The sequence below is a fragment of the Actinomadura sp. DC4 genome, from assembly GCF_030406325.1.
In the GTDB taxonomy this organism is placed as follows: Bacteria; Actinomycetota; Actinomycetes; order Streptosporangiales; family Streptosporangiaceae; genus Actinoallomurus.
The window spans coordinates 248478-273672 of sequence record NZ_JAUEQY010000013.1 but is presented as its reverse complement, the minus strand read 5'-3'; the positions used below and the strand labels follow the sequence as shown (position 1 = coordinate 273672).

General features: G+C 70.6%; 21 protein-coding genes and 2 rRNA genes. 19 read left to right on the top strand and 4 right to left on the bottom strand.

Features of this window, described 5'->3' with window-relative positions; genetic code table 11:
* From QWU11_RS22890 to QWU11_RS22880, 3 genes are all read left to right on the top strand, one after another.
* Nucleotides 1-2874, top strand: a 23S ribosomal RNA gene (locus QWU11_RS22890); the annotation flags it as partial.
* Between the two features lie 119 nt (nucleotides 2875-2993).
* Nucleotides 2994-3110: ribosomal RNA gene (rrf, locus tag QWU11_RS22885) — 5S ribosomal RNA — on the top strand.
* 100 nt (nucleotides 3111-3210) lie between these two features.
* Entirely contained in the window at nucleotides 3211-5088 is a 1878-nt protein-coding gene (locus QWU11_RS22880) for a hypothetical protein (protein ID WP_290116347.1), read from the top strand.
* Between the two features lie 32 nt (nucleotides 5089-5120).
* Here QWU11_RS22880 and QWU11_RS22875 read toward each other — a convergent pair whose 3' ends face one another.
* Nucleotides 5121-6056: an MBL fold metallo-hydrolase gene (locus tag QWU11_RS22875; RefSeq protein WP_290116346.1), complete on the bottom strand. Its 936-nt coding sequence runs from the start codon at nucleotides 6054-6056 to the stop codon at nucleotides 5121-5123.
* A gap of 119 nt (nucleotides 6057-6175) precedes the next feature.
* On the opposite strand from QWU11_RS22875, the gene QWU11_RS22870 reads away from it, so the two are divergent.
* Nucleotides 6176-6526, top strand: a complete 351-nt coding sequence (locus tag QWU11_RS22870) for a single-stranded DNA-binding protein (RefSeq protein WP_290116345.1) — start codon at nucleotides 6176-6178, stop codon at nucleotides 6524-6526.
* Nucleotides 6527-7207: 681 nt separating this feature from the next.
* Here the strand turns inward: QWU11_RS22870 and QWU11_RS22865 are convergent.
* Nucleotides 7208-8515: a DUF1015 domain-containing protein gene (locus tag QWU11_RS22865; RefSeq protein ID WP_290116364.1), complete on the bottom strand. Its 1308-nt coding sequence runs from the start codon at nucleotides 8513-8515 to the stop codon at nucleotides 7208-7210.
* Between the two features lie 2 nt (nucleotides 8516-8517).
* On the opposite strand from QWU11_RS22865, the gene QWU11_RS22860 reads away from it, so the two are divergent.
* Entirely contained in the window at nucleotides 8518-8931 is a 414-nt protein-coding gene (locus tag QWU11_RS22860) for a tetratricopeptide repeat protein (protein WP_290116344.1), read from the top strand.
* Between the two features lie 373 nt (nucleotides 8932-9304).
* A complete protein-coding gene (locus QWU11_RS22855) occupies nucleotides 9305-10282 on the top strand; it encodes an HAD-IIA family hydrolase (protein ID WP_290116343.1) in 978 nt (325 codons plus the stop codon).
* Between the two features lie 152 nt (nucleotides 10283-10434).
* On the opposite strand, the gene QWU11_RS22850 is transcribed toward QWU11_RS22855, so the two are convergent.
* A complete protein-coding gene (locus QWU11_RS22850; protein ID WP_354670881.1) occupies nucleotides 10435-10821 on the bottom strand; it encodes an SCP2 sterol-binding domain-containing protein in 387 nt (128 codons plus the stop codon).
* Nucleotides 10822-10889: 68 nt separating this feature from the next.
* Here QWU11_RS22850 and QWU11_RS22845 point away from each other — a divergent pair, with 68 nt between their 5' ends.
* The 10 genes from QWU11_RS22845 to QWU11_RS22800 all read left to right on the top strand — a co-directional run bounded on the left by QWU11_RS22845 (nucleotide 10890) and on the right by QWU11_RS22800 (nucleotide 21702).
* On the top strand, nucleotides 10890-11057 hold the full coding sequence (locus tag QWU11_RS22845) for a hypothetical protein (protein ID WP_290116342.1): 168 nt from the start codon (nucleotides 10890-10892) through the stop codon (nucleotides 11055-11057).
* A gap of 19 nt (nucleotides 11058-11076) precedes the next feature.
* Nucleotides 11077-11877: a TlyA family RNA methyltransferase gene (locus QWU11_RS22840; protein WP_290116341.1), complete on the top strand. Its 801-nt coding sequence runs from the start codon at nucleotides 11077-11079 to the stop codon at nucleotides 11875-11877.
* 20 nt (nucleotides 11878-11897) lie between these two features.
* Nucleotides 11898-12794, top strand: coding sequence for an NAD kinase (locus QWU11_RS22835; protein WP_290116340.1), 897 nt, complete (start codon nucleotides 11898-11900; stop codon nucleotides 12792-12794).
* A 155-nt stretch (nucleotides 12795-12949) separates the two neighbouring features.
* Nucleotides 12950-14647 carry a DNA repair protein RecN gene (gene recN, locus QWU11_RS22830; RefSeq protein WP_290116339.1) on the top strand — a complete coding sequence of 566 codons (1698 nt, stop codon included), beginning with the start codon at nucleotides 12950-12952 and terminating at the stop codon, nucleotides 14645-14647.
* An 83-nt stretch (nucleotides 14648-14730) separates the two neighbouring features.
* Entirely contained in the window at nucleotides 14731-15960 is a 1230-nt protein-coding gene (gene steA / locus QWU11_RS22825; protein ID WP_290116338.1) for a putative cytokinetic ring protein SteA, read from the top strand.
* Complete coding sequence (locus QWU11_RS22820; RefSeq protein ID WP_290116337.1) at nucleotides 15957-16919, top strand: copper transporter; 963 nt, start codon at nucleotides 15957-15959, stop codon at nucleotides 16917-16919. Before steA ends, QWU11_RS22820 begins: the two co-directional genes overlap by 4 nt.
* A gap of 7 nt (nucleotides 16920-16926) precedes the next feature.
* A complete protein-coding gene (locus tag QWU11_RS22815) occupies nucleotides 16927-17772 on the top strand; it encodes a hypothetical protein (protein WP_290116336.1) in 846 nt (281 codons plus the stop codon).
* Nucleotides 17769-19388 carry a lipid II flippase MurJ gene (locus QWU11_RS22810; protein ID WP_290116335.1) on the top strand — a complete coding sequence of 540 codons (1620 nt, stop codon included), beginning with the start codon at nucleotides 17769-17771 and terminating at the stop codon, nucleotides 19386-19388. The genes QWU11_RS22815 and QWU11_RS22810 overlap by 4 nt, the downstream gene beginning before the upstream one ends.
* 5 nt (nucleotides 19389-19393) lie before the next feature.
* Nucleotides 19394-20512 (top strand): glycosyltransferase family 4 protein, encoded by a 1119-nt coding sequence (locus QWU11_RS22805; protein ID WP_290116362.1) that lies wholly within the window; start codon nucleotides 19394-19396, stop codon nucleotides 20510-20512.
* Between the two features lie 188 nt (nucleotides 20513-20700).
* Nucleotides 20701-21702: a TerC/Alx family metal homeostasis membrane protein gene (locus QWU11_RS22800; protein ID WP_290116334.1), complete on the top strand. Its 1002-nt coding sequence runs from the start codon at nucleotides 20701-20703 to the stop codon at nucleotides 21700-21702.
* Here the strand turns inward: QWU11_RS22800 and QWU11_RS22795 are convergent.
* The gene (locus QWU11_RS22795) at nucleotides 21665-21988 is read right to left on the bottom strand and encodes a hypothetical protein (RefSeq protein ID WP_290116333.1); all 324 of its coding nucleotides are present in this window, start codon (nucleotides 21986-21988) and stop codon (nucleotides 21665-21667) included. The genes QWU11_RS22800 and QWU11_RS22795 overlap by 38 nt on opposite strands.
* A gap of 138 nt (nucleotides 21989-22126) precedes the next feature.
* Between QWU11_RS22795 and QWU11_RS22790 the strand changes: the two genes are divergently transcribed.
* From QWU11_RS22790 to QWU11_RS22780, 3 genes are all read left to right on the top strand, one after another.
* Complete coding sequence (locus QWU11_RS22790; protein WP_290116332.1) at nucleotides 22127-22612, top strand: hypothetical protein; 486 nt, start codon at nucleotides 22127-22129, stop codon at nucleotides 22610-22612.
* A 14-nt stretch (nucleotides 22613-22626) separates the two neighbouring features.
* Nucleotides 22627-23394: an alpha/beta fold hydrolase gene (locus tag QWU11_RS22785; protein ID WP_290116331.1), complete on the top strand. Its 768-nt coding sequence runs from the start codon at nucleotides 22627-22629 to the stop codon at nucleotides 23392-23394.
* A gap of 129 nt (nucleotides 23395-23523) precedes the next feature.
* Nucleotides 23524-25194 carry a sulfatase gene (locus QWU11_RS22780; RefSeq protein ID WP_290116330.1) on the top strand — a complete coding sequence of 557 codons (1671 nt, stop codon included), beginning with the start codon at nucleotides 23524-23526 and terminating at the stop codon, nucleotides 25192-25194.
* The last annotated feature ends 1 nt before the right edge of the window (nucleotide 25195 follow it).

Genomic DNA, 25195 nt, shown 5'->3' with positions numbered 1-25195 from the left:
ATGCGCGTGTGATAGCCGGCGGGCGTTGCGTGTGTGGGGTTGTGGGAGCATCTGTATCTGGTCCGCCTGGCCGGGTGTGGAGTGATAAAACTTCAGGGTAGTCGAACGATCTGGAATGGTCGACCGTAGTCGGTGATAGTCCGGTAGGCGAAACTCTGTTGTCTCCATATGGTGTTTCCCGAGTAGCACGGGGCCCGTGAAATCCCGTGTGAATCCGCCAGGACCACCTGGTAAGCCTAAATACTCCCTGATGACCGATAGCGGACTAGTACCGTGAGGGAAAGGTGAAAAGCACCCCGGTGAGGGGGCGTGAAATAGTACCTGAAACCGTGTGCCTACAAGCCGTCAGAGCGTCCTAACGGTTTTCGGACTGTTTTCGTGATGGCGTGCCTTTTGAAGAATGAGCCTGCGAGTTACGGTGTGTGGCGAGGTTAACCCGTGTGGGGGAGCCGTAGCGAAAGCGAGTCTGAATAGGGCGAATTTTAGTCGCATGCTGTAGACCCGAAGCGGAGTGATCTACCCATGGGCAGGTTGAAGCGCGGGTAAGACCGTGTGGAGGACCGAACCCACCAGGGTTGAAAACCTGGGGGATGACCTGTGGGTAGGGGTGAAAGGCCAATCAAACTCCGTGATAGCTGGTTCTCCCCGAAATGCATTTAGGTGCAGCGTCACGTGTTTCTTGCCGGAGGTAGAGCTACTGGATGGCCTAGGGGGCCTAAAAGCTTACTGAAGTCAGCCAAACTCCGAATGCCGGTAAGTGAGAGCGTGGCAGTGAGACTGCGGGCGATAAGGTTCGTAGTCGAGAGGGAAACAGCCCAGATCATCGGCTAAGGCCCCTAAGCGTGTGCTAAGTGGTAAAGGATGTGGAGTTGCGAGGACAACCAGGAGGTTGGCTTAGAAGCAGCCACCCTTGAAAGAGTGCGTAATAGCTCACTGGTCAAGTGATTCCGCGCCGACAATGTAGCGGGGCTCAAGCACACCGCCGAAGCCGTGGCACTCCAACATGTCCCTAGTCAGCGCCTTCGGGTGGCTGGTTCAGGGGTTGGGGTGGGTAGGGGAGCGTCGTGTGGGCGGTGAAGCGGCGGCGTGAGCCAGTCGTGGAGGCCACACGAGTGAGAATGCAGGCATGAGTAGCGAATGAGGGGTGAGAAACCCCTCCGCCGGATGACCAAGGGTTCCTGGGGCAGGCTAATCCGCCCAGGGTAAGTCGGGACCTAAGGCGAGGCCGAGAGGCGTAGTCGATGGACAACGGGTTGATATTCCCGTACCCGCTGGCACGCGCCCATGCTGAACCCACTGACACTAACACCACGGACTCTCCTTTCAGCCTTCGGGCTGGTCGTGGGAGCGAGTTGTGGACCTGAGGTGGTAGTAGGCAAGTGATGAGGTGACGCAGGAGGGTAGCTCAACCCAGGCGATGGTTGTTCCTGGGGTAAGCATGTAGCCCGGTGTGTAGGCAAATCCGCACACCATTTGAGGGTGAGATGTGATGCCGAGCCGATTTAGGCGAAGTGAGTGATCCCATGCTGCCAAGAAAAGCCTCTAGCGATGTGTGTCGGCGGCCCGTACCCCAAACCGACTCAGGTGGTCAGGTAGAGAATACCAAGGCGATCGGGTGAACTGTGGTTAAGGAACTCGGCAAATTGCCCCCGTAACTTTGGGAGAAGGGGGGCCCCTGCTGGTGACCGAACTAGCTTTGGGTAGCTGGTGGGGGTCGCAGATACCAGGGGGAAGCGACTGTTTACTAAAAACACAGGTCCGTGCGAAGTCGTAAGACGCTGTATACGGACTGACGCCTGCCCGGTGCCGGAACGTTAAGGGGACCGGTTAATCCACCTTTGGTGGGTGAAGCTGAGAACCTAAGCGCCGGTAAACGGCGGTGGTAACTATAACCATCCTAAGGTAGCGAAATTCCTTGTCGGGTAAGTTCCGACCTGCACGAATGGCGTAACGACTTCCCCACTGTCTCAACCACAGGCCCGGTGAAATTGCACTACGAGTAAAGATGCTCGTTACGCGCAGCAGGACGGAAAGACCCCGGGACCTTCACTATAGCTTGGCATTGGCGTTTGGAGCGTCTTGTGTAGGATAGGTGGGAGACTGTGAAGCCGGCACGCCAGTGTCGGTGGAGTCATTGGTGAAATACCACTCTGGTCGTTTCGAGCGTCTAACCCGCACCCGTGGATCCGGGTGGGGGACAGTGCCTGGTGGGTAGTTTAACTGGGGCGGTTGCCTCCCAAAATGTAACGGAGGCGCCCAAAGGTTCCCTCAGCCTGGTTGGCAATCAGGTGTTGAGTGCAAGGGCACAAGGGAGCTTGACTGTGAGACAGACATGTCGAGCAGGTGCGAAAGCAGGGCCTAGTGATCCGGCACCGACGTGTGGAAGTGGTGTCGCTCAACGGCTAAAAGGTACCCCGGGGATAACAGGCTGATCTTGCCCAAGAGTCCATATCGACGGCAAGGTTTGGCACCTCGATGTCGGCTCGTCGCATCCTGGGGCTGGAGTAGGTCCCAAGGGTTGGGCTGTTCGCCCATTAAAGCGGCACGCGAGCTGGGTTTAGAACGTCGCGAGACAGTTCGGTCCCTATCCGCTGTGCGCGCAGGAGACTTGCGAGGGTCTGTCCCTAGTACGAGAGGACCGGGACGGACGAACCTCTGGTGTGCCAGTTGTACCGCCAGGTGCATGGCTGGTTGGCTACGTTCGGTCGGGATAACCGCTGAAAGCATCTAAGCGGGAAGCCTTCCTCCAGATGAGGTCTCCCAACCCTAGTGGTTGTAAGGCCCCCAGCTAGACGACTGGGTTGATAGGCCAGAGATGGAAGCACCGCAAGGTGTGGAGTTGACTGGTACTAATAGGCCGAGTGGCTTGAACACACCCCACCTCAAAGTGGGAGACTGCGCTCGCGTTCACTATGCGGTTCCCGGAACACGACCGGGAACCACAAACCCACCAAAAGTGGGCTCAACGGCTACCACCGTGTTCTGTTGAGCGTTTCGGTGGTCATAGCGGTGGGGAAACACCCGGTCCCATTCCGAACCCGGAAGTTAAGCCCTCCAGCGCCGATGGTACTGCACCGGGGACGGTGTGGGAGAGTAGGACACCGCCGGACATAAACATACAAAAAGGGCCGCCTGGTTACAGGCGGCCCTTTTTGCGTTGTCCGGGGCAGAGTGGAAGCCTAGGAGTCTCCAGCTGAACGGTTCGGTGTGATGAGCGCGGAAAAAGACAAGCGGGACGGCGAAGAAGAAGGCCGTCCGCGTCAGAACAACACAGGCCGCCCCGGCGGCGCGGGCGGAGCCCGCGACCGGCAGGGCGGCGCACGCGGCTCGTCGGGCGGCTACCAGAAGCGCGAGGGCGGAGGCCGGCCACGGCGCGACGGCCCACCCGCCAAGGGTCCACGAGGCCAATCCGGCGGCCGCTACTCCAAACCGCGCGACGACTCAGGCCGTACGGGAGCGCGCGGGCAGCGAAGCTTCCGCGGAAACGAGTCCGAGGCATCCTTCCGCGACCGCCCGCGGCGCGAGGCGGGTTCCGGCTCGTACGGCGTCGGCAAGCGCGACGACCGTACGCCGGGTGGCCGCCGCTTCGAGGACAAGGACCGCGAGGGGCGCCCGCCCCGTACGCAGGGCTCCTCCGGACGCCGCAACGACGGCGGCTTCCAGCGCCGCGAGGGCTCATCCGCCGGCCCGAAGAGGTACGGCCCGCCACGCGAGGGGACGGGCTCGTCGCCGGGCGAGCGCCGTGGCGGCCCGCGCCGTGAAGGCTCGGGCGCTCCGCGCCGTGAGAGCACCGATCGCCGGCCGTACTCCTCGGGTGGCCGGCAGGGCGAGACCACGGACCGCCGGCCGTACTCACAGAGCGAACGCGGCGGCCCTCCGCGGGGTGAGAACGCGGGCCGATACTCGCCCGGGGAGCGTCGCGGCGGCCTCCGTCGCGAGGGCTCGGCAGGCAGGAGCGGCGCTCCGCGTGATGAGCGCACCGACCGCCAGGGGGAACGGCCGCGGGGTGAGAACCCGGGCCGGAGAAGCTTCTCGTCCGGTGGACCGCGCCGCGAGGGCCCGTCCGGTGGGGGCAAGTACGGTCCTCCCCGCGAGGGAACGGACCGGAGGAGTTCGTCGCCGGGTGAGCGCCGCGGTGGTCCCCGTCGTGAGGGCACCGACCGTAGGCCGTTTTCGCAGGACGACCGGCGTGGCGGCCCGTCCGGCGCGCGTACGGATCGCAGGGACTCCGCGCCCCGGGGCGGCCCGCAGCGCCGCGACGACCGGCCCGCGGGTGGCCGCCGGCCCGACCGCGAAGGTGGCCGCAAGCCCTTCGATCGCGGCCGCAAGCCGTACGAGCGCGACGGCCGCCCGGAGGACGAGGCGAGGCCGAGGCGCGACCCGGGCCCGCCGATTCCGGACAACGTGACCGGCGACGAGCTCGACCGCGCCGCGAAGTCGGAACTGAAGACGCTGCCCAAGGATCTCGCCACGGATGTCGCGCGGCACCTGGTCATGGCCGGCCGGCTGATCGACGACGACGCCGAGCTCGCGTACCAGCACACGCTGGCCGCCCGTCGCAGGGCGGCACGCGTCGGCGTCGTACGCGAGGCATGCGGTCTCGCCGCGTACCACTCGGGCCTGTGGTCGGTGGCGCTGTCGGAACTGCGGGCGGCACGGAGGCTGAGCGGGCAGGAGGCGTACCTCGCGATCATGGCCGACGCCGAGCGTGGCCTGGGCCGTCCCGAGCGTGCGCTGGACCTGGCCAGGTCGGATGAGGCCAAGCGGCTTCCGGCGGCCGAGGCGATCGAGATGCGGATCGTCGAGTCCGGTGCGCGGCGTGATCTCGGGCAGCAGAGCGCCGCGGTGCTGGCGCTGCAGGTGCCCGAACTCAAGGACGAACGCCTGCGCCCGTGGTCGGCACGTCTCTTCTACGCGTACGCGGACGCGCTGGCGGACGCGGACCGGGAGAGCGAGGCGGCCGACTGGTTCGCCCGGGCGGCCGCCGCCGACCGGGACGGCGAGACCGACGCCGCCGAGCGCTACGCCGAGCTCGAAGGCCTCGACATCATCGCCGACGAGAACGACGAGGGCCCGGAAGACGTCTGAGGTGGGGCGCGTGCGGATTCCGCACGCGCCCGTCAGTTTCCGGAGTCGCGTTCGAGCGCGTGCATGATCCCGGCCACGTTGTTGCGCGTCGCCGAGATGACCTCGACCTTCTTCGCCACGGCCGGATCGGCCTCGGGCGCGAGAGCCTTGTAGCGCTCGTCGGTCCGTTCCTGGACCATGGCCACCGCGTGATCGAGATCGAGGCGCTGGTCGTACGCCTCCGTGACCATCTCGACCCACAGCCGCAGCTCTTCCGCCGCGCGGTCGAGCGTTTCACTCACGGGCTGCACCGGTCCGTAGTGGCTGAACAGCAGCCGCGACGGTTGCAGTGCGCGAAAGCGTTCGAGGGAGGCCAGAGCGCTGTCGAGGTCGAAGTCGGGCGGGGGCGTGGCGGGACGCAGGTCGGCGGTCTCGGGGATGTAGACGCCGGCCGCGTCGCCGACGTACAGGTCGCCGGTGAGCGAGTCGATCAGCCCGACGTGGTGCGTGGCGTGCCCGGGAGAGTGGTGGCTCTCGAGCCGGCGGCCGCCGCCGAGATCGACGACGCCGATGTCCTCGACCGCCCGGATCCGTGCGGCCTCGGTGGGCTTCAGGTCGCCGAAGAGGGAGTCGAGCGCCGAACCCCAGACCATACGCGCACTGCGCATCAGCCGGCGCGGGTCCGCGAGGTGCCGGGCGCCCTTCTCGTGGACGACGACCTCGGCATTCGGGAACATCTCTGCGATATCGCCCACACCGCCGGCATGATCGAGATGAATGTGGGTCACGACGACCGTCGCCAGGTCATTGGGCCCGATGCCCGCGGCCTCCAGCGCGTTGCGTACGACCGGCGCCGAATTGCCCGCCCCGGTCTCCACCAGACACGGCCGGTCCGAACGAATGAGATAACCCGCCGTTATCCCCTCATACCCGGCCATGCGTGTGTCGATCTCGAACACGTCATTGCCCAGGTCAGTGATTGTCTCCATACCTGACTCCGATGTTATCCACAGATGGGCGTGGGGCCTTATGCGGGCGTTGGCGATGCTCCATCGTAGAGATAGGGCCGTGGTGGGGGCACAGCGGTCGATCATGAGAGGAGACGCCCGTGAAGCACGTCAACGAGATCGTCCTGGTCGGAAGACTCTCTGGAGAGCCGGAGTGGCGGGCGTTATCGGGCGACGACCAGGTGGCGGTCTGGCGCCTGATCGTCGAGCACCGGGGCGGGCGATCGCCGCAGGACAGCATCGACACGATCCGCTGTGTGACGTACGACCCGGCGATCCAGGCCGGCATCCGCACGTGGTCCCACGGCGACCTGATCGAGGTACGCGGGTCGCTGCGACACCGGTTCTGGAGAGGCCCGTCCGGACCGCGAGGCCTGTACGAGGTGGAGGCCGCCACCGCCATCCTCCGCCTCCACCCGGCCCCGAAGGAGGACACCGCCGTGGCGACGTGACTCATCGGCTGACCCACGCCGGTCCGGGTTGAGCTCTGGCCAGGGTTCACGTTAGCTCGGGCCGGGCCGGGCCGGGTCGGGCTTGAACCGGGCTGGGCCTGAACTGGCCGGGTCGAGCCGGCCCGGGCCTGGTCGGGCGGAGCCGTAGCCGGGCAGGGGGCGAGCCGGGTTGAGTCCGGCCATGTTCAGGTTCGATCGGGCCGGGCCAGGCCGGCCCACCTGGGCCGTGCCGTGCCGTGCAGCGCCGTGCCGTGCCGGAGCCAGGCCGGGCAGGGCCGGGCCGGGTATGAGGTGAGCCCCGACGAAGTTCAGGCCTGATCGGGTCGGGTCGGTCCGAACTAGGCCGGGCCGAGTACGGGGTCGGCTGCGGCGAGCGTGGGCTCAGCCGGGGCCAGTCGGGTTCGGGGCACCGCTGGCTTCCGGCGGTGTCTGCGGACGCGGTTCAACCGCGTCCGCAGACACCTCGGCGCGGGGCATAGGCATGCGCGGATTCTCGGGCATGGGCCGCAGAGATTTCGGCACGAGACCGTCGGCCCTCCAGGCGGTGGTCGTCCACCACGCTGGCCATATGTCTCCACCGTCTTCGGGTGAGATGTCTCGGCCGTCCTCGTGCGAATTTTCCGGACTGAACCGTTTTGACTCTCAGTCAAAACAGCCTCGACTCGCCGACGGGACCTCGCGTTAGTCGGTGGCGAAGGTTCGCAGGACCAGGCCCGTGCGGGGTTTGGGGCCGAAAGACGTTGACTTGCGGGGGACCTTTTCGCCACCCGCGGCGACGGCCAGGACGTCCGGGACCTTCATGGGGTTCAGGATGACGGCGGTGCCGTTTCGGCGGCGGGCCTTTTCCACGGCTCGGGCGGCATCGTGATGGACGATGCGTACGTTCGACTCATTTTCCGCAATGCCCCACAGCCGCGGGATCAAGAGCCGGTGCAGCACGGCCGTGTCCAGGCCGCACCAGCGGTCCGACGCGTCTTCCGGCATCGCCTTCGCCACCTGGGCCGCGTCCGGCTCGGTCAGCAGGAACATCTCGTCCTCCCCGCCCAGCAGGAACGCCGTTCCCTCCTCTGCGGCCAGGCGGTCCAGCGCGACGGGCAGGTCACGGCCGACCGGCGCGACGTGGAACGCCGCCTCCGCCCGGCGCGCGGCATCCGCGACGGCGAGATCCGCGATCACGCGGTGGATCGCGCCCAGCTGCGGCGGATAGGCACTCGAATCCACCAGCAGCGCCAGGCCCGCGTCCCACGGGCCGGGGCCGTCATAGCGGTCCTGAAGCGCCTGGTACGTCGCATACCGGTGATGTCCATCGGCGATGAGCGCCTGACGGGAGCGCAGGTCCGCGGCGACCGCCGCGAGCGTGGCAGCGTCGCGGACCGCCCACAGCCGGTGCCGTACGTCATCGCCCGTGAGGGTCTCCAGAACGGGGACCGAGGTGGAGGCCACCTCGTCGACCAGGTGGCTGGCGACCGACGTGCCGGCGCCCTCGTACAGCAGGAAGATCGGCTCCAGGTTCGCCTCCGTGGCACTCATCAGCGCCAGGCGGTCGCGGATCGGGCCCGGGTATACGTCCTCGTGGGGGAGGATCACCCGGGAGGACGGCTCATGTACGCCGAGCGCCCCGATCAGGCCGCGCTGCAGGATGCCCTCCCCGGCCTCCTCGTACACGTACAGCGCCGGCTCGTCGTCCACCGTCAGCACCCCAGACGCCAGCCATGACCGCAGCGTCTCGGCGGCCTCGCGGTAGTCCTGCTGCGGCAGGATCAGCCGCACGATGTTGTGTGGTTCGTCCGCCATAAAGCGGTTCAGGGCGTCCTCGTCGATGAGGTCGTACGGTGGGGAGGTCACCGCCGCCAGTGAACTCACCTTCGACGGGGCGTACCGTACGGCGCGGAACGGCTTGAGAGTGAGGCCGGGCTGAATGGTCACGTCGGGCATGTTAGATACCGGGGTCTTGTTGAGGATGAGACGGAGTCGGTGAACGGAGGCCACCAATGGTTCAAGGTTCGGACCACGGCCAGGATTCCCCGGGCGCGCCGGGTGGTGAGGTGTACGACTGGTACCAGCGTGGGCTGAATCTTCTGGAGAACGGCAGCCACGCGGCGGCGATCCAGGTTCTGGAGCACGCCGCGGCGGCCGAGCCCTCCTCCCGCAGTGTCCGTGAGGCGCTCGCGCGGGCCCAGTACGGGGCCAAACGCTACGCCGAGGCCGCCGAGAACTTTCGTTTGATCGTCGAGGCCGACCCGGCCGAGGACTACGCGCTGTTCGGCCTGGGCCTGGCGCTGACGCGCACCGGGCAGATCGCCGAGGCCGTCGAACACCTCGCCCTTGCCTGCGCCATGTGCCCGGACAACAAGCACTACGCCACCGCCCTCCGCCACGCCCGGGCCCGCGCCCGGAAGGGCTGACCGAGGCGCCCCGCCGCGCGGAGTAACGGCGGCAGGCCACTCTCCCGAGGACGCGCGGATCCAGCCCGCCGGGGCAGCGGCCGTACTGCTCCACCCGGCGACCGCATCCTCGCCCGCGCTTGTCTTCGCCGCCGCCCTAGGTGGTGGACGTGAACAACGGGCGCGCGGGCTACCGGCGTCCGGCCGGGGGCTGCCGCGCAGCGAGCCCATCGGCGCGCGGGACTGCCCGATGGCCGTGTGGTGGGTGTGGTGGGCGTGAGTCTAAGGACTGGCCGTCCGGAGGAAGCGGGGTAGCGCGTAGGTTCTGGTGGAGCAAATCTTCGCGGGGGTCCTACGGCCGACGCGACCAGGCGGTAGGTGGAAAGGGACGACGATGCGTGGGAGCGACCGGCCGCTGGCCGAGGCGTACGACGTCGGTGTGCTCGACCTCGACGGGGTCGTCTACGTCGGCCATGACCCGATCCCGGGCGCGGCAGGGGCCCTGGCCAAGGCACGCGCCAGTGGTATGCGGCTCGCCTTCGCCACCAACAACGCCTCCCGTACGCCCAGTGCCACCGCCGCGCTCCTCGGGGACGTCGGTGTGCCCGCCGTCGCCGAGGACGTCGTCACCTCCGCCCAGGCCGCCGCGCGCCTCCTGGCCGAGCGGTTCCCCCGCGACGCGAAGGTGCTCGTCGTGGGCGGCATGGGGCTCCGCCAGGCGCTGCGGGCCGCCGGCCTGCGCCCCGTCTCCACGGCCTCCGAGAAGCCCGTCGCCGTCGTTCAGGGCTACGCCCCCGGCCTCGCGTACGACCTCATGGCCGAAGGCTGCCTCGCGGTGGCGGCCGGAGCGCTGTTCGTCGCCTCGAACGGTGACACGACGATCCCCGGCCGGGGTGGCACGATCAAGCCCGGCAACGGGGCGCTCGTCCAGGTCATCCGCGCCGCGACCAAGGTCGATCCCATCATCACCGGCAAGCCCGAGCTGCCCCTGCACCGCGAGACGATCCTGCGCACCGGGGCCGAGCGGCCCCTGATCGTCGGGGACCGTCTCGACACCGACATCGAGGGCGCGAACAACGGCGGCGCCGACAGCCTGCTCGTCCTCACCGGCGTGACCGACCCGCGTACGCTCCTGGCCGCCCCGCCCCAGCACCGGCCGACGTACGTCGCCAGGGACCTGAACGGGCTCCTCACGCCCCACCCGGGCGTACGGCACGACGGAGCCGAGTACGCGTGCGGCGGATGGACCGTCGCCGAGGACATGAGCGTCCGCGGCGACGGCGATCCGATCGACGGCCTGCGCGCGCTGTGCGCGGCGGCCTGGGAGTCCGGCGGGAACGGCGAGCAGGGGTTGGCCGCCCTCGGCCTCTGAAGGCCACGGATCACACGGCGGCGTCCTCGACGCGCGTCGAGAGGATCCCCCGCTGGCGAAGCGGGTCGCCTGCGGGGGCTGGACCGTCTCCGCGGCGACGGCGGTCCGGGAGGCCGGTGAACAGGCGCCGGCCGCACTGAAGCCGTAAGGGCTCAGAGAATCTTCCGCAGGCGGAGCAGGTCGCCGAGACTGGCCTCGATCTTGAGCCGGCCGCTGGCCCAGGCCTTGGTGACCTTGAGCGATTCGTCGGCGAGGGCGACGAGGTCGTCGCTGTTCACCGTCAGCCGCACCTGCGCGCCGTTCGCGCTCTCGGCCAGCTGGAACTCATCCAGGCCGCGCGCGTGGATGCGCGTGACGAAGACGAGGTCGAGATCGGGCACCCGGCAGCTGACGGTGCGTTCGATGACGTGCTTGGCCAGCTCATCGGGGTCCACATCCGTGAGCCGGGTGGCGATGCGATCCAGCGCCGCACGTGCTTCCTCCTGGGTGGCCATCGTGAGGTCCGTTCCCCCGGTCATCGTCCTCGACACCGTTGTCACCAACGGACGGTAGCGTTCTTCTAGAGCCGGGGTCGAACGGCCCGGCGGTGATTGGGGGACCGAATCACGTGAACGGCACCGAGGGACAGACCACGGGCGACGAGCGGGTCGATGCCGCGCTGGCCCGCCTCGGCGAGCTGGAGGGCACCCCGCCCGCGGCCCATCCCGAGATCTTCCAGGACGTCCATCGCCGGCTGCAGGACGCGCTGACGGGCATGGACGGCGAGCAGCCGTGACCGCAAGGACGGGCGGTCGATGAGCGCTCGCCGCCGCCTCGACAGCGAGCTGGTCCGGCGCGGGCTGGCACGCTCGCGTGAGCAGGCCGTCGAGCTCGTCACCGCCGGACGCGTCAAGATCAGCGGCCGTACGGCGACGAAGGCGGCCACACAGGTGGAGACCTCCGCGCCGATCGTCGTCCAGGAGCACGAGACCGGGCCGGAGTACGTCTCGCGCGGCGGGCACAAGCTCGCCGGCGCGCTGGATGCCTTCGCCGGCCTCGAGACCGAGGGCCGCCGGTGCCTCGACGCCGGAGCCTCGACGGGGGGTTTCACCGACGTGCTGCTGCGCGCGGGCGCCGCCCACGTGGTGGCGGTGGACGTCGGCTACGGCCAGATCGCGTGGTCGCTGCGCACCGACGACCGGGTGACCGTCGTCGAACGGGTCAACATCCGCGAGCTCACCCCCGAGCACGTGGGGGAGCCGCCCGGTCTCGTGGTGGCCGACCTGTCGTTCATCTCGCTGCGGCTCGTGCTGGCGCCGATCCAGAGCTGCGTGGCCGCCGGCGCCGACTACGCGATGATGGTCAAACCGCAGTTCGAGGTGGGCCGCGCCCACGTGGGCGCGGGCGGGGTCGTCCGCGACCCGGAGCTGCGCGCCGGCGCGGTGCGCGGGGTCGCCGACCACGCGGCGGGCCTGGGCCTCGGCGTGCTCGGCGTGACCGCCAGCCCGCTGCCCGGCCCGTCGGGCAACGTCGAGTACTTCCTGTGGCTGCGGGCCGGTGCGCCGCCGCTCGCCGCAGCCGATCTGGACAAGGCCGTCGCGGAAGGGCCCGCATGAACGACCATATGACCGACAAGATGACCGAGAAGCGATCCGTCCTCATCGTGACGCACACCGGACGGCCCGGCGCCGTCCGCAGCGCCCAGCTCGTGCTCAGCCGCCTCGAGGAGGCCGGCATCGCCGCACGGGTGCTCGACAGCGAGGCCGAAGACCTCCGGTGCGCCGGCGTCGACGTCATGCCCGTCTCGGGGGCGGCGGCCGAGGGCGCGGAGGTGGTGATCGTCCTCGGCGGCGACGGCACGCTGCTGCGGGCCGCCGACCTGGCCCGTACGTCCGGCACTCCGCTGCTGGGGGTCAACCTCGGGCACGTGGGGTTCCTCGCCGAGGCCGAGCGCGCCGACCTCGCGGCCACCGTCGACAAGGTCGCCGACGGCGCGTACGACGTCGAGGAGCGCATGACGGTCGACGTCGTCGTCCGGCAGAACGGCGGCATCATCGCCACGGGCTGGGCGCTCAACGAGGTCAGCGTCGAGAAGGCCTCCCGCGAGCGCATGCTGGAGCTCGTCGCGGAGATCGACGGCCGGCCGCTGTCGCGGTGGGGCTGCGACGGTGTGGTGTGCGCCACACCGACCGGCTCGACGGCATACGCCTTCTCCGCGGGAGGGCCGGTGGTCTGGCCCGAGGTGGAGGCCCTCCTGGTGGTGCCGATCAGCGCGCACGCCCTGTTCGCCCGCCCGATGGTGGTCTCGCCGCACTCGGTGGTGGCGCTGGAGCTGCTGCCCGCGACCTCCGGGGGAGTGCTGTGGTGCGACGGCCGCCGCCGCATCGAGCTTCCGCCGGGCGCGCGGGTCGAGGTCCGCCGAGGTGAGCGGCCCGTACGCCTGGCCCGTCTGCACCTGACGCCGTTCACCGATCGCCTGGTCACCAAGTTCGGCCTGCCCGTCGCGGGCTGGCGTGGACGCGTCCTCGACTAGCTCGCGGGCTGCGGCACGGCCGCGGAGCCCGTACGGTTGAGCCGAACAAATGTTCGGCTCAACCGGCGATCCGACCGCGATACGTCGCTTTGACGGAGTAGCCTCAGGCGCGCCGGTTGTGCAGTGCGACGGGAGGGGTTCGACTAGTGCGGCCCATGGTCGAGGAAGTACGGATTCAGAACCTCGGGGTCATCGAGGAGGCCGTTCTCGAGCTGTCCCCCGGGTTCAATGTGGTCACCGGGGAGACCGGTGCCGGAAAGACCATGGTCGTCACGAGCCTCGGGCTGCTGTTCGGGGGGCGTGCCGACCCGCAGCGCGTACGGCCCGGAGCCGACCGCGCCTCGGTCGAGGGACGCATCATCGTCGCCGAGGGCGGAAAGGTCGCCGCGCGCGTCGAGGAGGCCGGGGGCGAGCTGGACGACGGTGCGCTCATCGTGACCCGCTCCATCTCCTCCGAGGGGCGCTCGCGCGCACACCTGGGCGGCCGTCAGGTCCCCGTGGCGATGCTGATCAACGTCGCCGACGACCTCGTCGCCGTGCACGGCCAGTCCGACCAGCAGCGGCTGCTGCAGGCCGGGCGGCAGCGCGCCGCGCTCGACCGGTTCGCCGGGGACAAGGTCGCCAAGCCGCTGCGCGGCTACATCGCGGCCTACCGCCGGCACCGCGACGTGAGCCAGCGGCTGGAGGAGCTGATCACCCAGGCGCGCGAACGGGCCCAGGAGGCCGACCTGCTGCGCTTCGGCCTGGAGGAGATCGAGAAGCTCGACCCCAAGCCGGGCGAGGACGAGCAGCTCGCGGCCGACGAGCAGCGCCTCGCGCACGCCGACTCCCTGCGCACGGCCGCCACCACCGCCCACGAGGCGCTGCAGGGCGACCCGACGGCCGTCACCGGCGCCATGGACGTCCTCAGCCTGCTCGGCGAGGCGCGCCAGGCACTGGAGGCCGTACGCGCCCACGACGAGGCGCTCGCCGGCCAGGCCGACCGGCTGGAGGAGGCGGTCTACCTCGTCTCCGACGTCGCGGCCGAGCTCGCCGGCTACGCCGAGGCGATCGAGTCCGACCCGGCGCTGCTGGCCATCGTCCAGGAGCGGCGGTCCGCCCTGACCGGGCTCACCCGCAAGTACGGCGAGGACGTCGCGGCCGTGCTGGCGTGGGCCGAGCGCTCCGCCGCCCGGCTCACCGAGCTCGACTCCGACGACGACCGCATCGAGGAGCTGCGCGCCGAGCACGACGACCTGACCCGCCAGCTCACCGAGCTGTCCACCGAGCTGACGGCCAAGCGCGTCGAGGCCGCCGACCGGCTCTCCGAGGCGATCACCGAGGAGCTCGCCGCCCTGGCCATGCCGCACGCGCGGGTGGCCGTCGTGGTGACCCAGCAGGAGGACTTCGGCCCGCACGGCGTCGACGAGGTCGAGCTGCGGCTCGCCCCGCACCCCGGCGCACCGCCGCTGCCCCTGCACAAGGGGGCCTCGGGCGGTGAGCTGTCCCGCGTCATGCTGGCGATCGAGGTGGTCTTCGCGGGTTCTGACCCGGTGCCGACGTTCGTGTTCGACGAGGTCGACGCCGGAGTCGGCGGCAAGGCCGCGGTCGAGGTCGGGCGGCGGCTGGCCCGGCTGGCCAAGACGGCACAGGTGATCGTCGTCACGCACCTCCCGCAGGTGGCCGCCTTCGCCGACCAGCACCTGGTCGTGGAGAAGGCCAACGACGGCCGGGTCACGCGCAGCGGGGTGACGGCGCTCGACTCCGGCGGCCGCATCCGTGAGCTGTCGCGTATGCTCGCGGGGCTGGAGGATTCCGAGCTCGGCCGTGCCCACGCGGAAGAGCTTCTGGCCATCGCGGCCGCCGAACGATGAACGCCCAAGGTCGTTGAACGAACACGCCTTTACGTTCGTCGTTACAAGTGTCATCGTTCGCGCTCTGGCAGGATGGCATCACGATGAATGACGTCTCCCCGAGGATCAAACCGACCGCGCGCCTGCGTGTGCCGCGGTTCCGAGGGCTGCGCCGCGATCGTGGGGACGCCGAGGCCGCCGCGACCGGCGTCGCCCGTCTCGACGGCAAGACCAAGAAGCTCACCAAACGCCTGGAGCCCGGCGACATCGCGATCATCGACCACGTCGACCTCGATCGCGTCAGCGCCGAGGCGCTGGCCGCCTGCGGCGTCGCGGCGGTGATCAACGTCGCGCGCAGCATCTCGGGCCGCTACCCCAACCTGGGCCCGCAGATCCTCGTCGAGGCCGGCGTCCCGCTGATCGACGACGTCGGCCCCGACGTGTTCACCAAGGTCCACGAGGGCGACCTCGTACGCGTCGACGGCGAGGCGCTCCTCGCCGACGACCAGGTGGTGGCCAAGGGCATCCGCCAGACCGAGGAGACGGTCGAGGCGTCGATGGTCGAGGCGAGGGCGGAGCTTCCGGCCCAGCTCGAGGCGTTCGCCGCCAACACCATGGAGTTCCTCAAACGCGAGCGCGACCTGCTGCTCGATGGCGTCGGCGTTCCGGACGTCACGACCGACCTGGACGGCCGGCACGTGCTGATCGTGGTGCGCGGCTACCACTACCGCGAGGACATCGCGACCCTGCGGCCCTACATCCGCGAATACCGTCCGGTGCTGATCGGCGTCGACGGTGGAGCGGACGCTCTGATCGAGGCGGGCTACCGCCCGCACATGATCGTCGGAGACATGGACTCGGTCTCCGACGAGGCGCTGACCTGCGGCGCCGAGCTGGTCGTGCACGCCTACCGCGACGGCCGGGCACCCGGCCTCAAGCGGGTGCACGACCTCGACCAGCAGGCCGTCGTCTTTCCCGCGGCGGGCACCAGCGAGGACATCGCGATGCTGCTCGCCGACGACAGCGGGGCCACCCTCATCGTCGCGGTGGGCACCCACGCGACGCTGGTGGAGTTTCTCGACAAGGGGCGGGCGGGCATGGCCAGCACGTTCCTGACCCGGCTTCGGGTGGGCAGCAAGCTCGTCGACGCCAAGGGAGTGAGCCGGCTCTACCGCAGCCGCATCAAGGGTTCCTCTCTGCTTCTTCTGGTGGCGGCGACACTCGTCGCCATGATCGTCGCGATCGTCTCCTCGCCCGCCGGTGACGCTTTCGCACCTGTCGTCGCCGACAAATGGCATCAGTTCGTCTACTGGCTCACCGGATTGTTCACGTGATCGATTTCCGATACCACCTCGTCTCCATCATCGCGGTCTTCCTGGCGCTGGCGCTCGGCCTTGTGGTCGGTGCCTCGGCGCTGCGTGGATCCGTCACCAGTGAGCTGCGTGGCCAGGCCGCGCAGATCGGGAAGGACAACCAGAATCTTCGTGTGCAAAAGCGTGCCGTCGACCAGCTGAACGCCTACGACAGCCAGGTCATGGACGGCGTCTCTCCGCAGGTCGTGGACGGGCAGCTCAAGGGTGAGAGCGTCGTGTTCATCGAGGCGCCCGGGGCCGATGACCAGATGCGCGCCAAGACCGCCGACATCGTCGGCAAGGCGGGCGCGCGGATCAGCGGCTACGTCACCCTCGGGGACAAATACCTCGACGGCAACCAGCTGGCCACGCTCAGCGAGCTGACCGACCAGCTCAAGCCCGCCGGCCTGGAGTTCCCGGCCGACGCGACGCCCTACGACCGCGCCGCGATCGAGCTCGCGGCGGTGCTCGTGACCAAGCAGGCATCGAGCAGCGGACAGGAGGATCCCGCCGCGGGACAGGTCCTCGCCGGATTCAAGACGGCGAATTTCCTGACCTACAGCGGGCAGCCCGCCACCCGTGCGACACTCGCCATCGTGATCGCGCCCGCAGCGGCGAGCAACGACAAGAACGCCGACGCCCGGAACAAGGCGCTGGTCGCCATCCCCGTCGCCCTGTCCCAGTACGGCAATGGCACGGTGACGGCGGGCAACACCGACGCGGCGGCCGACGGCGGCATGATCAAGGCGATCCGCGACGAGAGCAAGGCCGAGAGCCACGGCTCGACCGTCGACACGGCAGACGCCTCGGCCGGCCGCCTGACCACGGTGTTCGCGCTCAGTTTCGCCGCCAAGCAGGGCAAGACCGGTGACTACGGCATCGGGTCCGGCGTCGATGGGCCGATGCCGACCCCGGTCCCGACGGCGTTGAAGAAGAAGTGAGGCGAGGATGCGTAAGGCAGTGGCCGGCACCGCACTCGGTGCGGCGGCCGCGCGGGCGGCGTACCTCCTGCTGACGCGGCGTCCGCCGCGCGAGGAGAAGCTCTGGCTGCGGACCAACCACCGGGGCGAGCCCGTCACCCTCCTCGAAGGGCCGGCGTTCGTCGCGGGAGCGGTGACGGCGGTGGCCGTCGCCCCGGGCGTCCCGGCCCGCATGCGCGTCGCCGCGGTCTTCGCCGGCACGGCCGCCGGCGCGCTCGGCGCGTACGACGACCTGGCCGGATCCGGTGACTCGCGCGGCTTCAAGGGTCACCTGACGGCCCTGGCGCGCGGCGAGGTGACCACCGGCGCCGTCAAGATCCTCGGCATCGGCGCCGCCGGTCTCGTGGCCGCCGCCATCGCCGGAACCAAGGGCCGGGCCACCGCGTTCGACATCGTGGTCAACGGCGTGCTCGTCGCGGGCAGTGCCAACCTGGCCAACCTGTTCGACCTGCGGCCCGGCCGGGCCATCAAGGTCGGCGCGCTGGCGGGCCTGCCCGGCACGCTGAGCGGCTCCGCGGTGGCCGCCGCCCCGTTCGGCGCGGCGCTCGCGCTCCTGCCCGAGGACCTCGGCGAGCGGGCCATGCTCGGCGACGCGGGCGCCAACGCGCTCGGCGCGCTGCTCGGCCTGTCGGCCGCCCGGCTCCCCCGCCCCGTACGCCTCGGCCTGCTCACCGGCGTGGCGGCGCTCAACGCCGCCAGCGAGGTGGTCAGCTTCACCAAGGTGATCCAGGCGACGCCGGCGCTGCGGTGGGCCGACCAGCTCGGCCGCCGTCCCGTCGCCGTGCCGGAGGCGCGCCCGACGGACACGGAGTGACGGCTGCCGAGGTGACGGACGAGCCGACGGCACGGCGCACCGGCCGGGAGCTCGCGGGAGCCGCGGTCCTCATCGGCGTCATCACGATCCTGGCCCGCGTCGCCGGGTTCGGCCGCATCGTCGTCTTCTCCCAGACGGTCAAGACCTCCTGCCTCGGCCAGGCGTACTACACCGCGAACCAGGTCCCGAACATCGTCTTCGAGATCGTCGCGGGCGGCGCGCTGGCCGGCATGGTCGTCCCGGTCCTGGCCGGTCCGGTCGAACGCGGCGACCGCGAGCACGTACGCCGGACCGCGTCCGCGCTGCTGACCTGGATGGCGGTCGCCCTCGTCCCGCTGTCGGTCCTCGGCATGCTCCTCGCCCGGCCGATCATGAACACCCTGGTCCGCGGCGGCCTCGACGAGTGCACGCGTACGGGCGTCGTCACGGTCGGCACGCACATGCTCGTCGTCTTCGCACCCCAGATCGCGCTCTACGGCTTCGCCGTCGTGCTGTACGGCGTCCTGCAGGCGCACCGGCGTTTCATCGGGCCCGCGCTGGCCCCGCTCGTCTCCAGCCTCGTCGTGATCGGCGCCTACCTCGCGTACGTCCCGCTCGGCCACGGCCGGCAGGAGGACCTCGCGCGGCTGCCCCGGTCGGCCGAGCTGATGCTGTCCGCCGGCACCACCGCCGGCGTCCTGGTCCTGCTCGCCACCGCCGGGGTCGCCGCCGTACGGCTGCGGCTGCGGATCCGGCCCACCCTGCGCTTCCCGCCGGGCATCGGCGTACGGGTCCGGCGGCTGGCCATCGCCGGCCTGACCACGGTCGCCGCGCAGCAGCTGTCCGCCATCGCGGTGGTGATGCTGAGCGGGCACGGCACCCGCGGCGCGCTCGCGGACTACCAGTACGCCTGGGCGCTCTTCCTGCTGCCGTGGGCGGTCCTGGCCGTGCCGATCGCCACCAGCGCCTTCCCGATGCTCTCCGCGCGGATCGGCACCGGCGAGACCGGTGAGTTCGACCGGATCACCGCCTCGACGACCCGGGCGATCGTGCTGGTGTCCTGCGCCGGCGCCGCCGCGCTCGCCGCGGTGGCGGTCCCGGCCGCGACCTTCCTCGACCAGGACGCCGTGCCCGCGGTCCTGGCCCGCGCGGTGCTGGCGTTCACCCCCGGCCTGATCGGCTACGGCTTCGTCGCGCACCTGGGCCGGGTGCTGTTCGCGTGTCACCGGGGCCGCGACTCGGCCGGCGCGACCGTCGTGGGATGGCTCGTCGTCATCGTCGCCGACCTCGTCCTCGTGTTCACACTGCCGCGGGACTGGACCGTCGCGGGGCTCGCGCTGGGCAACAGCGCCGGCATGACCGTCGCGGGCGTCCTGCTGCTTCTCGCCCTCGTACGCGTCCGCGGGCGCGCCGCCGTCGCCGGCCTCGGCCGCGCCACGGCGGCGGGCGTGGCCGGGGCGGTCGCGGGAGGCGCGGCCGGCTACGCGGTGGCCGCGGCCATCGGCGCGGGCGGCCGGCTCACGAGCATCGGCGCGGCGGCGGTCGCCGCGCTCACGGCCTGCGTGGTCTTCGCGCTGGTCACCTATGCGTTGGACGGCCGGGAGCTGAAGGCCGTGATCGGGCGGAGGATGCGTTGAGTGGTTTGCGGGTCGCCATCGTGCTGGCGACGAGCGCCGGGGGAGTGGGCGGACACGTGCGCTCGGTGGTGGCCGGGCTCGTCGAACGCGGCGCCCACGTCGCCGTGCTCGGCCCGGCCTCGACCGACGAGCTGTTCGGCTTCGCCGCGGCCGGAGCGCGGTTCGCGCCGGTGGAGATCGCCGACCGGCCGCACCCGGTCGGCGACGCCCACGCCATCGCCCGCATCCGCCGCCTCACCCGCGACGCGGACGTCGTGCACGCCCACGGCCTGCGCGCCGGCGGCCTGGCCGCCCTCGCGCTCGCCCGCGCCGTCCCCGCGCCGTTGCGCACCGGCGTCCCGCCGCTCGTCGTCACCCTGCACAACGCCGTCATCGCGGGCGGGATGATCGGGGCCGCGTACGCCACGCTGGAACGGGTCGTGGCGCGGGGCGCCACCGAGGTCCTGGGCGTCTCGCCGGACCTGGAGGAGCGCATGCGCTCGCTCGGCGCCGCATCGGTCGGCCGGGCGCTCGTGCCCGCGCCGCCGCGCCGCCTCGCGGAGAACGGCGTGGCGCGGTCCAAGCTCCGCGCCGACCTCGGCGCCGTCGACCGGCCGCTGGTCGTGGTCGTCGCGCGCCTGGCCGAGCAGAAGGGGTTGCCCCTCCTGCTCGACGCCTCGGCCGGCTGGGCCCGCCGTACGCCGCCTCCGCTCGTCGCCGTCGCCGGCGACGGCCCACTGGAGGAGTCGCTGCGCGCCAGGATCGAGAGCGAGAACCTCCCCGTACGGCTGCTCGGCCGCCGGTCCGACGTCCCGGAGCTCCTCTCCGCCGCCGACGTCGCCGTCGTGTCCAGCGTGTGGGAGGGGCAGCCGCTCATCGTGCAGGAGGTGCTGCGCGCCGGGCGGCCACTGGTGGCCACGGAGGTCGGCGGGATCCCCGGCATGGTGGGCGAGGCCGCGCTGCTCGTCCCGTCCGGCGACGCCGCCGCGCTGGAGGCGGCCGTGCTTCGTGTACTGAACGAACCGGACCTCGCCGAACGGCTCGCGTCCGCGGCGGCCGAGCAGGCGCTCCGGCTGCCCACCGAAGAGGACGCGATCGATCAACTCACGTCGTGCTACGCCCGCGCGACGGGTACGACGTCCTAACGCCGCGCACCGTTCGGTTCGCACTCTGTTTTGGATATAGTCGAGGCGCAGGAGGGGAGTATCCCTTTCGCGGCAGTGTCGTCATCACGGCTGGAGTCCCATGCGGCCCGGTACTGTCGGTTCGCGCCGATGAGCGCGGGCGGGAGAGACCTCCGGGGCTTTCGTCTGCCACCGGAGGATGCTGCTTTGTGAACGTCACGTTTCTAGGCTGGTCGCTCACTCTCGTCGGCATCGTGGCCGTCATGTTCGTCGATCTGTGGATCGTCGACCGCGGTCAGCCCAAGGAGTTCACGCTTCGGCAGGCCGGCATCTGGGTGACGTTCTACGTCGCGCTCGCGGCGGTCTTCGGCATCTGCCTGCTGCTGGTGAGCGGCGGGGCGTACTCCGCGCAGTTCTTCGCGGGCTACCTCACGGAGTACAGCCTCAGCATCGACAACCTCTTCATCTTCTACGTGATCATGGCGCGGTTCGCGGTGCCCCGCGCCAACCAGCACAAGGTGCTCCTGGTCGGCATCTTGATCGCTCTGTTCACCCGCGGCGTCTTCATCGTCGTCGGCGGTGCCGCCCTGGCCCGCTTCGAGTGGCTGTTCTACCTCTTCGGCCTGTTCCTCATCTGGACCGCGCTGGGCCTGCTGCGCGGCACCGGCGACGAGGAGTTCAAGGAGAACGCCCTGCTCCGCTGGGTGCAGCGCGTCATCCCGGCCACCGGGGAGTACTACAAGGACCGGCTGACCGTACGGGTCGACGGCCGCCGCATGGTCACCCCGATGCTCATCGTCATGGTCGCGATCGGCTCCACCGACCTGCTGTTCGCGCTCGACTCCATCCCGGCGATCTTCGGCCTGACCAAGCAGTCCTACCTCGTCTTCACCGCCAACGCCTTCGCCCTGATGGGCCTGCGCCAGCTCTACTTCCTGCTGGGCGGGCTGCTCGACCGGCTCGTCTACCTCAGCAAGGGTCTGGCGTTCATCCTCGCGTTCATCGGGGCCAAGCTCATCCTCGAGGCCGTGCACGCGACCGGGTTCGAGCGGGCGCCGCAGGTGCCGATCTGGATGTCCCTCGCCGTGATCGGCGTGACGATGCTCGTGACGACGGTCGCGAGCCTGCTCAAGGCGCGCCACGACGCCGCGAAGGAGGCGGCCGAGCCGGTGCCTACCGGCGTCGGGGACGCAGGGCGAACGCCACGTTGATCGCGACCAGGCCCATCCACACGACGAGGAGCCCGGCCAGCCCGGCCTGGACCGCGGCGATGGCGCTGACCGGGATCGAGACGCCGAGCGAGACGCAGACGACGGTGACCGCCAGCGCCCGCTCGCCCTTCTCCTGCTCGGCGATGATCGGGCGACGCGTCGCGGCGGCCTGCTGAAGGCGCTCGGCCACCGCGTCGACGAACGCGGCGTCGTAGTCGGGCCCGAGCTCGCGCCGGGCGGCAAGGGAGGCTGTGATGTCGTCGCGCGGCAGCTCGGAAGTGTTCATAACCCCTTTTTACGCCGCGGTTTCGCGCGCCGCCTCCATCGCAGGGGCGATCTGTCGTGACACCTGAGTATGAGACGGTGGCCGGTCTGTGGACCTTGTACGGTGGCGGCACGGAACGCCGCACACGGGGAGGTGGGAATGCGCGCGATCACGCCCGCGGTGACCAGAGCCGCCGCGGTCGGGACGGCCGTCGCCGCCGTCGGCGTGCTGGTCTTCACCGCCCTCGTCAACTCCCAGAGCGGCAACGCGCCGCGCGCCGCCGCGTCGTCGTCGCCGACCCGCCCGGTGACGCCCGTCCCCGTCTCGACGCTGCCGGGGGTCGAGCCGTCGAAGAGCGCGCCGCCGCACGTCACCGCCGCGCAGAAGAGGTCCTGGCTGAAGCGGCTGACCGGCACCTGGACGCGGGACACGAAGAACACCTACTTCCGCTTCCACAAGGACGGCAGCGGCGAGTGGCAGGCCTTCGGCCAGAGCCTGTGGACCGGCACGGCCACGCCACGCGACGCCCGGCACTTCGACCTGTCCGATCCCGACGGCCACGGCGGGGCGTACTGGCAGGTCACCCTGCTCGGCGGCGGAAAGCTGCTGTTCGCCGGGACCCGCCAGACCTTCGTCAGGTCCTAGTGCGCGGCGAGCGGTTGAACGACGGTCTGTCGGCGGTCGCCGCGGGGGAGGGGCCGCCGCTGGTGGTCCTGCCGGGCCTGGGGCGGGGCGCCGACCTGTCCGTACGGGTGCCGCGGCCGGCGGCCTGGTCCACTTCCGCGCTCGCCACCGGGTTCGGGCGGCGGGTCCACCTGGTCCACCGGCCGGTGCGCCCGCCGCCGGGGATGACCATCGCCGATCTGGCCGGGTGGCACGCGACCGCGCTGGCCGGGCGGTTCGGGGAGCCGGTGGACGTCATGGGCACCTCGGGCGGGGGGATCACCGCGCTGCAGCTGGCGCTGGACCATCCGGGGACCGTACGGCGGCTGGTGCTGTGCGTCGCCGCGAGCCGGGGCGACGAGCAGGGCCTGCGCGAGCTGCTGCGGATGGTGGAGCTGGAACGCGAGGGGCGGTCCGCGGCCCGGATCGGCAGCCGCCTGGTCGCCCACGGTGCGCTGCGCCTGCTGGTGCTGACCGCGTTCGGGCTCTCCCGCGGCCGCCCCCGGGAACCCGGTGAGGCCGCCCTGGTCGAGGCGGTCCAGGGCTGGGACGTGACCGGGCGGCTCGGCGAGATCGGCGTGCCCACGCTGGTCGTGGGCGGCACCCGCGACCGGCTCGTGCCACCCGGCCTGGTCCGCGCCACCGCGTCCGGCGTTCCCGGCGCGCGCCTGCTCCTGCTCCCCGGCCGGAGCCACGCCACCGCCTTGTTCGACCCCCGGATGAAACCGGCGATCGAGGCATTTCTCGCCGAGCCGGCCGCATGAACGATGGCGTGCCCGTCGATCGATTCGCCCGATTTTGAACCGCGGCCGGTGGCCGTTCGTGTAGATGGTGGGCGTCGGCCGGAGATAGGGGCCGGCTCTCCTCGCCCCTCCCCAGGAAGGCCTCTGGACTTGTCGTTCTTCACGCGTTTCCGCCGGCGGCCGGCCGACAGCCCCGACGCCGCCGGCCGGCGGCACCCGGTCGCGGGCCGGGTGATCACCGTCCTGGCCTGCCTGTTCGTGCTGTTCGCCCTCATCGCGCCGAACCAGATCACCACCCTCACCCCGGCCGCGTTCGTGCGGATCCCGCTGGAGGGACTGCTCTGCGTCGTCCTGGTCCTCGTGCTTCCCGCGCGGGCCAAGAGGATCGCGGCGGTACCCGTGGGGGTGATCCTCGGCCTGCTGGCGATCGTGAAGGTCGTCGACATCGGCTTCTCCGCCGTGCTGGCCCGGCCGTTCAACCTGGTGTTCGACTGGCCGCTGTTCGGGGCCGGCGTGCAGTTCCTCCATGCGTCCGTCGGGGTGGCCGGCGCGATCGGCGCCGCGGTCGTGGCGGTGATCCTCGCCCTCGCGGTGCTCGTCCTCATGACGCTGTCGATCATGCGCCTGACCCGCCTCGTCGTACGGCACAACGCCAGGGCGACCGGCGCCGTCGCGGTCCTCGGGGTCGCCTGGGTCACCTGCGCCGCGCTCGGCGCGCAGCTCGTGCCGGGCGTGCCGGTCGCCGGCGTCGCCACCGGGCGGCTGCTCCAGGTGCAGAGGAGCCTGGCGGACCGCAAGACGTTCGCCAAGGAGTCCGCCGTCGACGCCTTCGCCGGAACTCCGGACGCGCAGCTGCTGACCGGTCTGCGCGGCAAGGACGTCCTTCTCGCCTTCGTGGAGAGCTACGGGCGCAACGCGATCGAGAGCCCGAAGTACGCGCCGCAGGTCGACGCGGTCCTGGACGCCGGGAGCGCCCAGCTGCGCGCGGCCGGGTTCGGCTCGCGCAGCGCCTTCCTCACCTCCCCGACGGCGGGCGGCGGAAGCTGGCTGGCGCACTCCACGCTGCTGTCCGGGCTGTGGATCAACAACCAGCAGCGGTACGACAGCCTGGTCAAGAGCCACCGCCTGACGCTCAGCGACGCCTTCCGGCGCGCGGGCTGGCACACCGCCGCCGTCATGCCCGGCACCACCGGCGCGTGGCCGGAGGCGTCCTTCTACGGCTACCAGCAGGTCTATGACCGCTGGACGATCGGCTACCGCGGCCCGCGCTTCAACTGGGGCACCCCGCCGGACCAGTTCAACCTGTCGGCCTTCCAGCGCCTCGAGCGCGCCGCGCCGGGCCACGCCCCGGTGATGGCGGAGCTCCCTCTCGTCACCAGCCACGCGCCGTGGGCGCCCACGCCCTCCGGCCTGGTCGACTGGAACTCCGTCGGTGACGGCTCGGTCTTCGGCCCGATGGCCGCGGCCGGCGACAGCCCGGAGGCCGTGTGGCGCAGCCCGGGCCGGGTCCGCACGGCGTACCGCAAGTCCATCGAGTACACCCTGAACGCCCTCGTCTCGTACGTGCGGACGTACGGCGACGACAACCTCGTGCTCGTGTTCCTCGGCGACCACCAGCCCGCCCCGATCGTCACCGGCCAGGACCCCAACCGCGACGTGCCGATCACGATCGTGGCCAAGGATCCGAAGGTGCTGGAGAAGATCTCCGGGTGGGGCTGGCAGGACGGCCTGCGGCCGGGCGCCAAGGCCCCGGTCTGGCCGATGAAGGCCTTACGCGACCGCTTCCTGACCGCCTTCGGCACCCCGGCCACCGCGCGCTGAC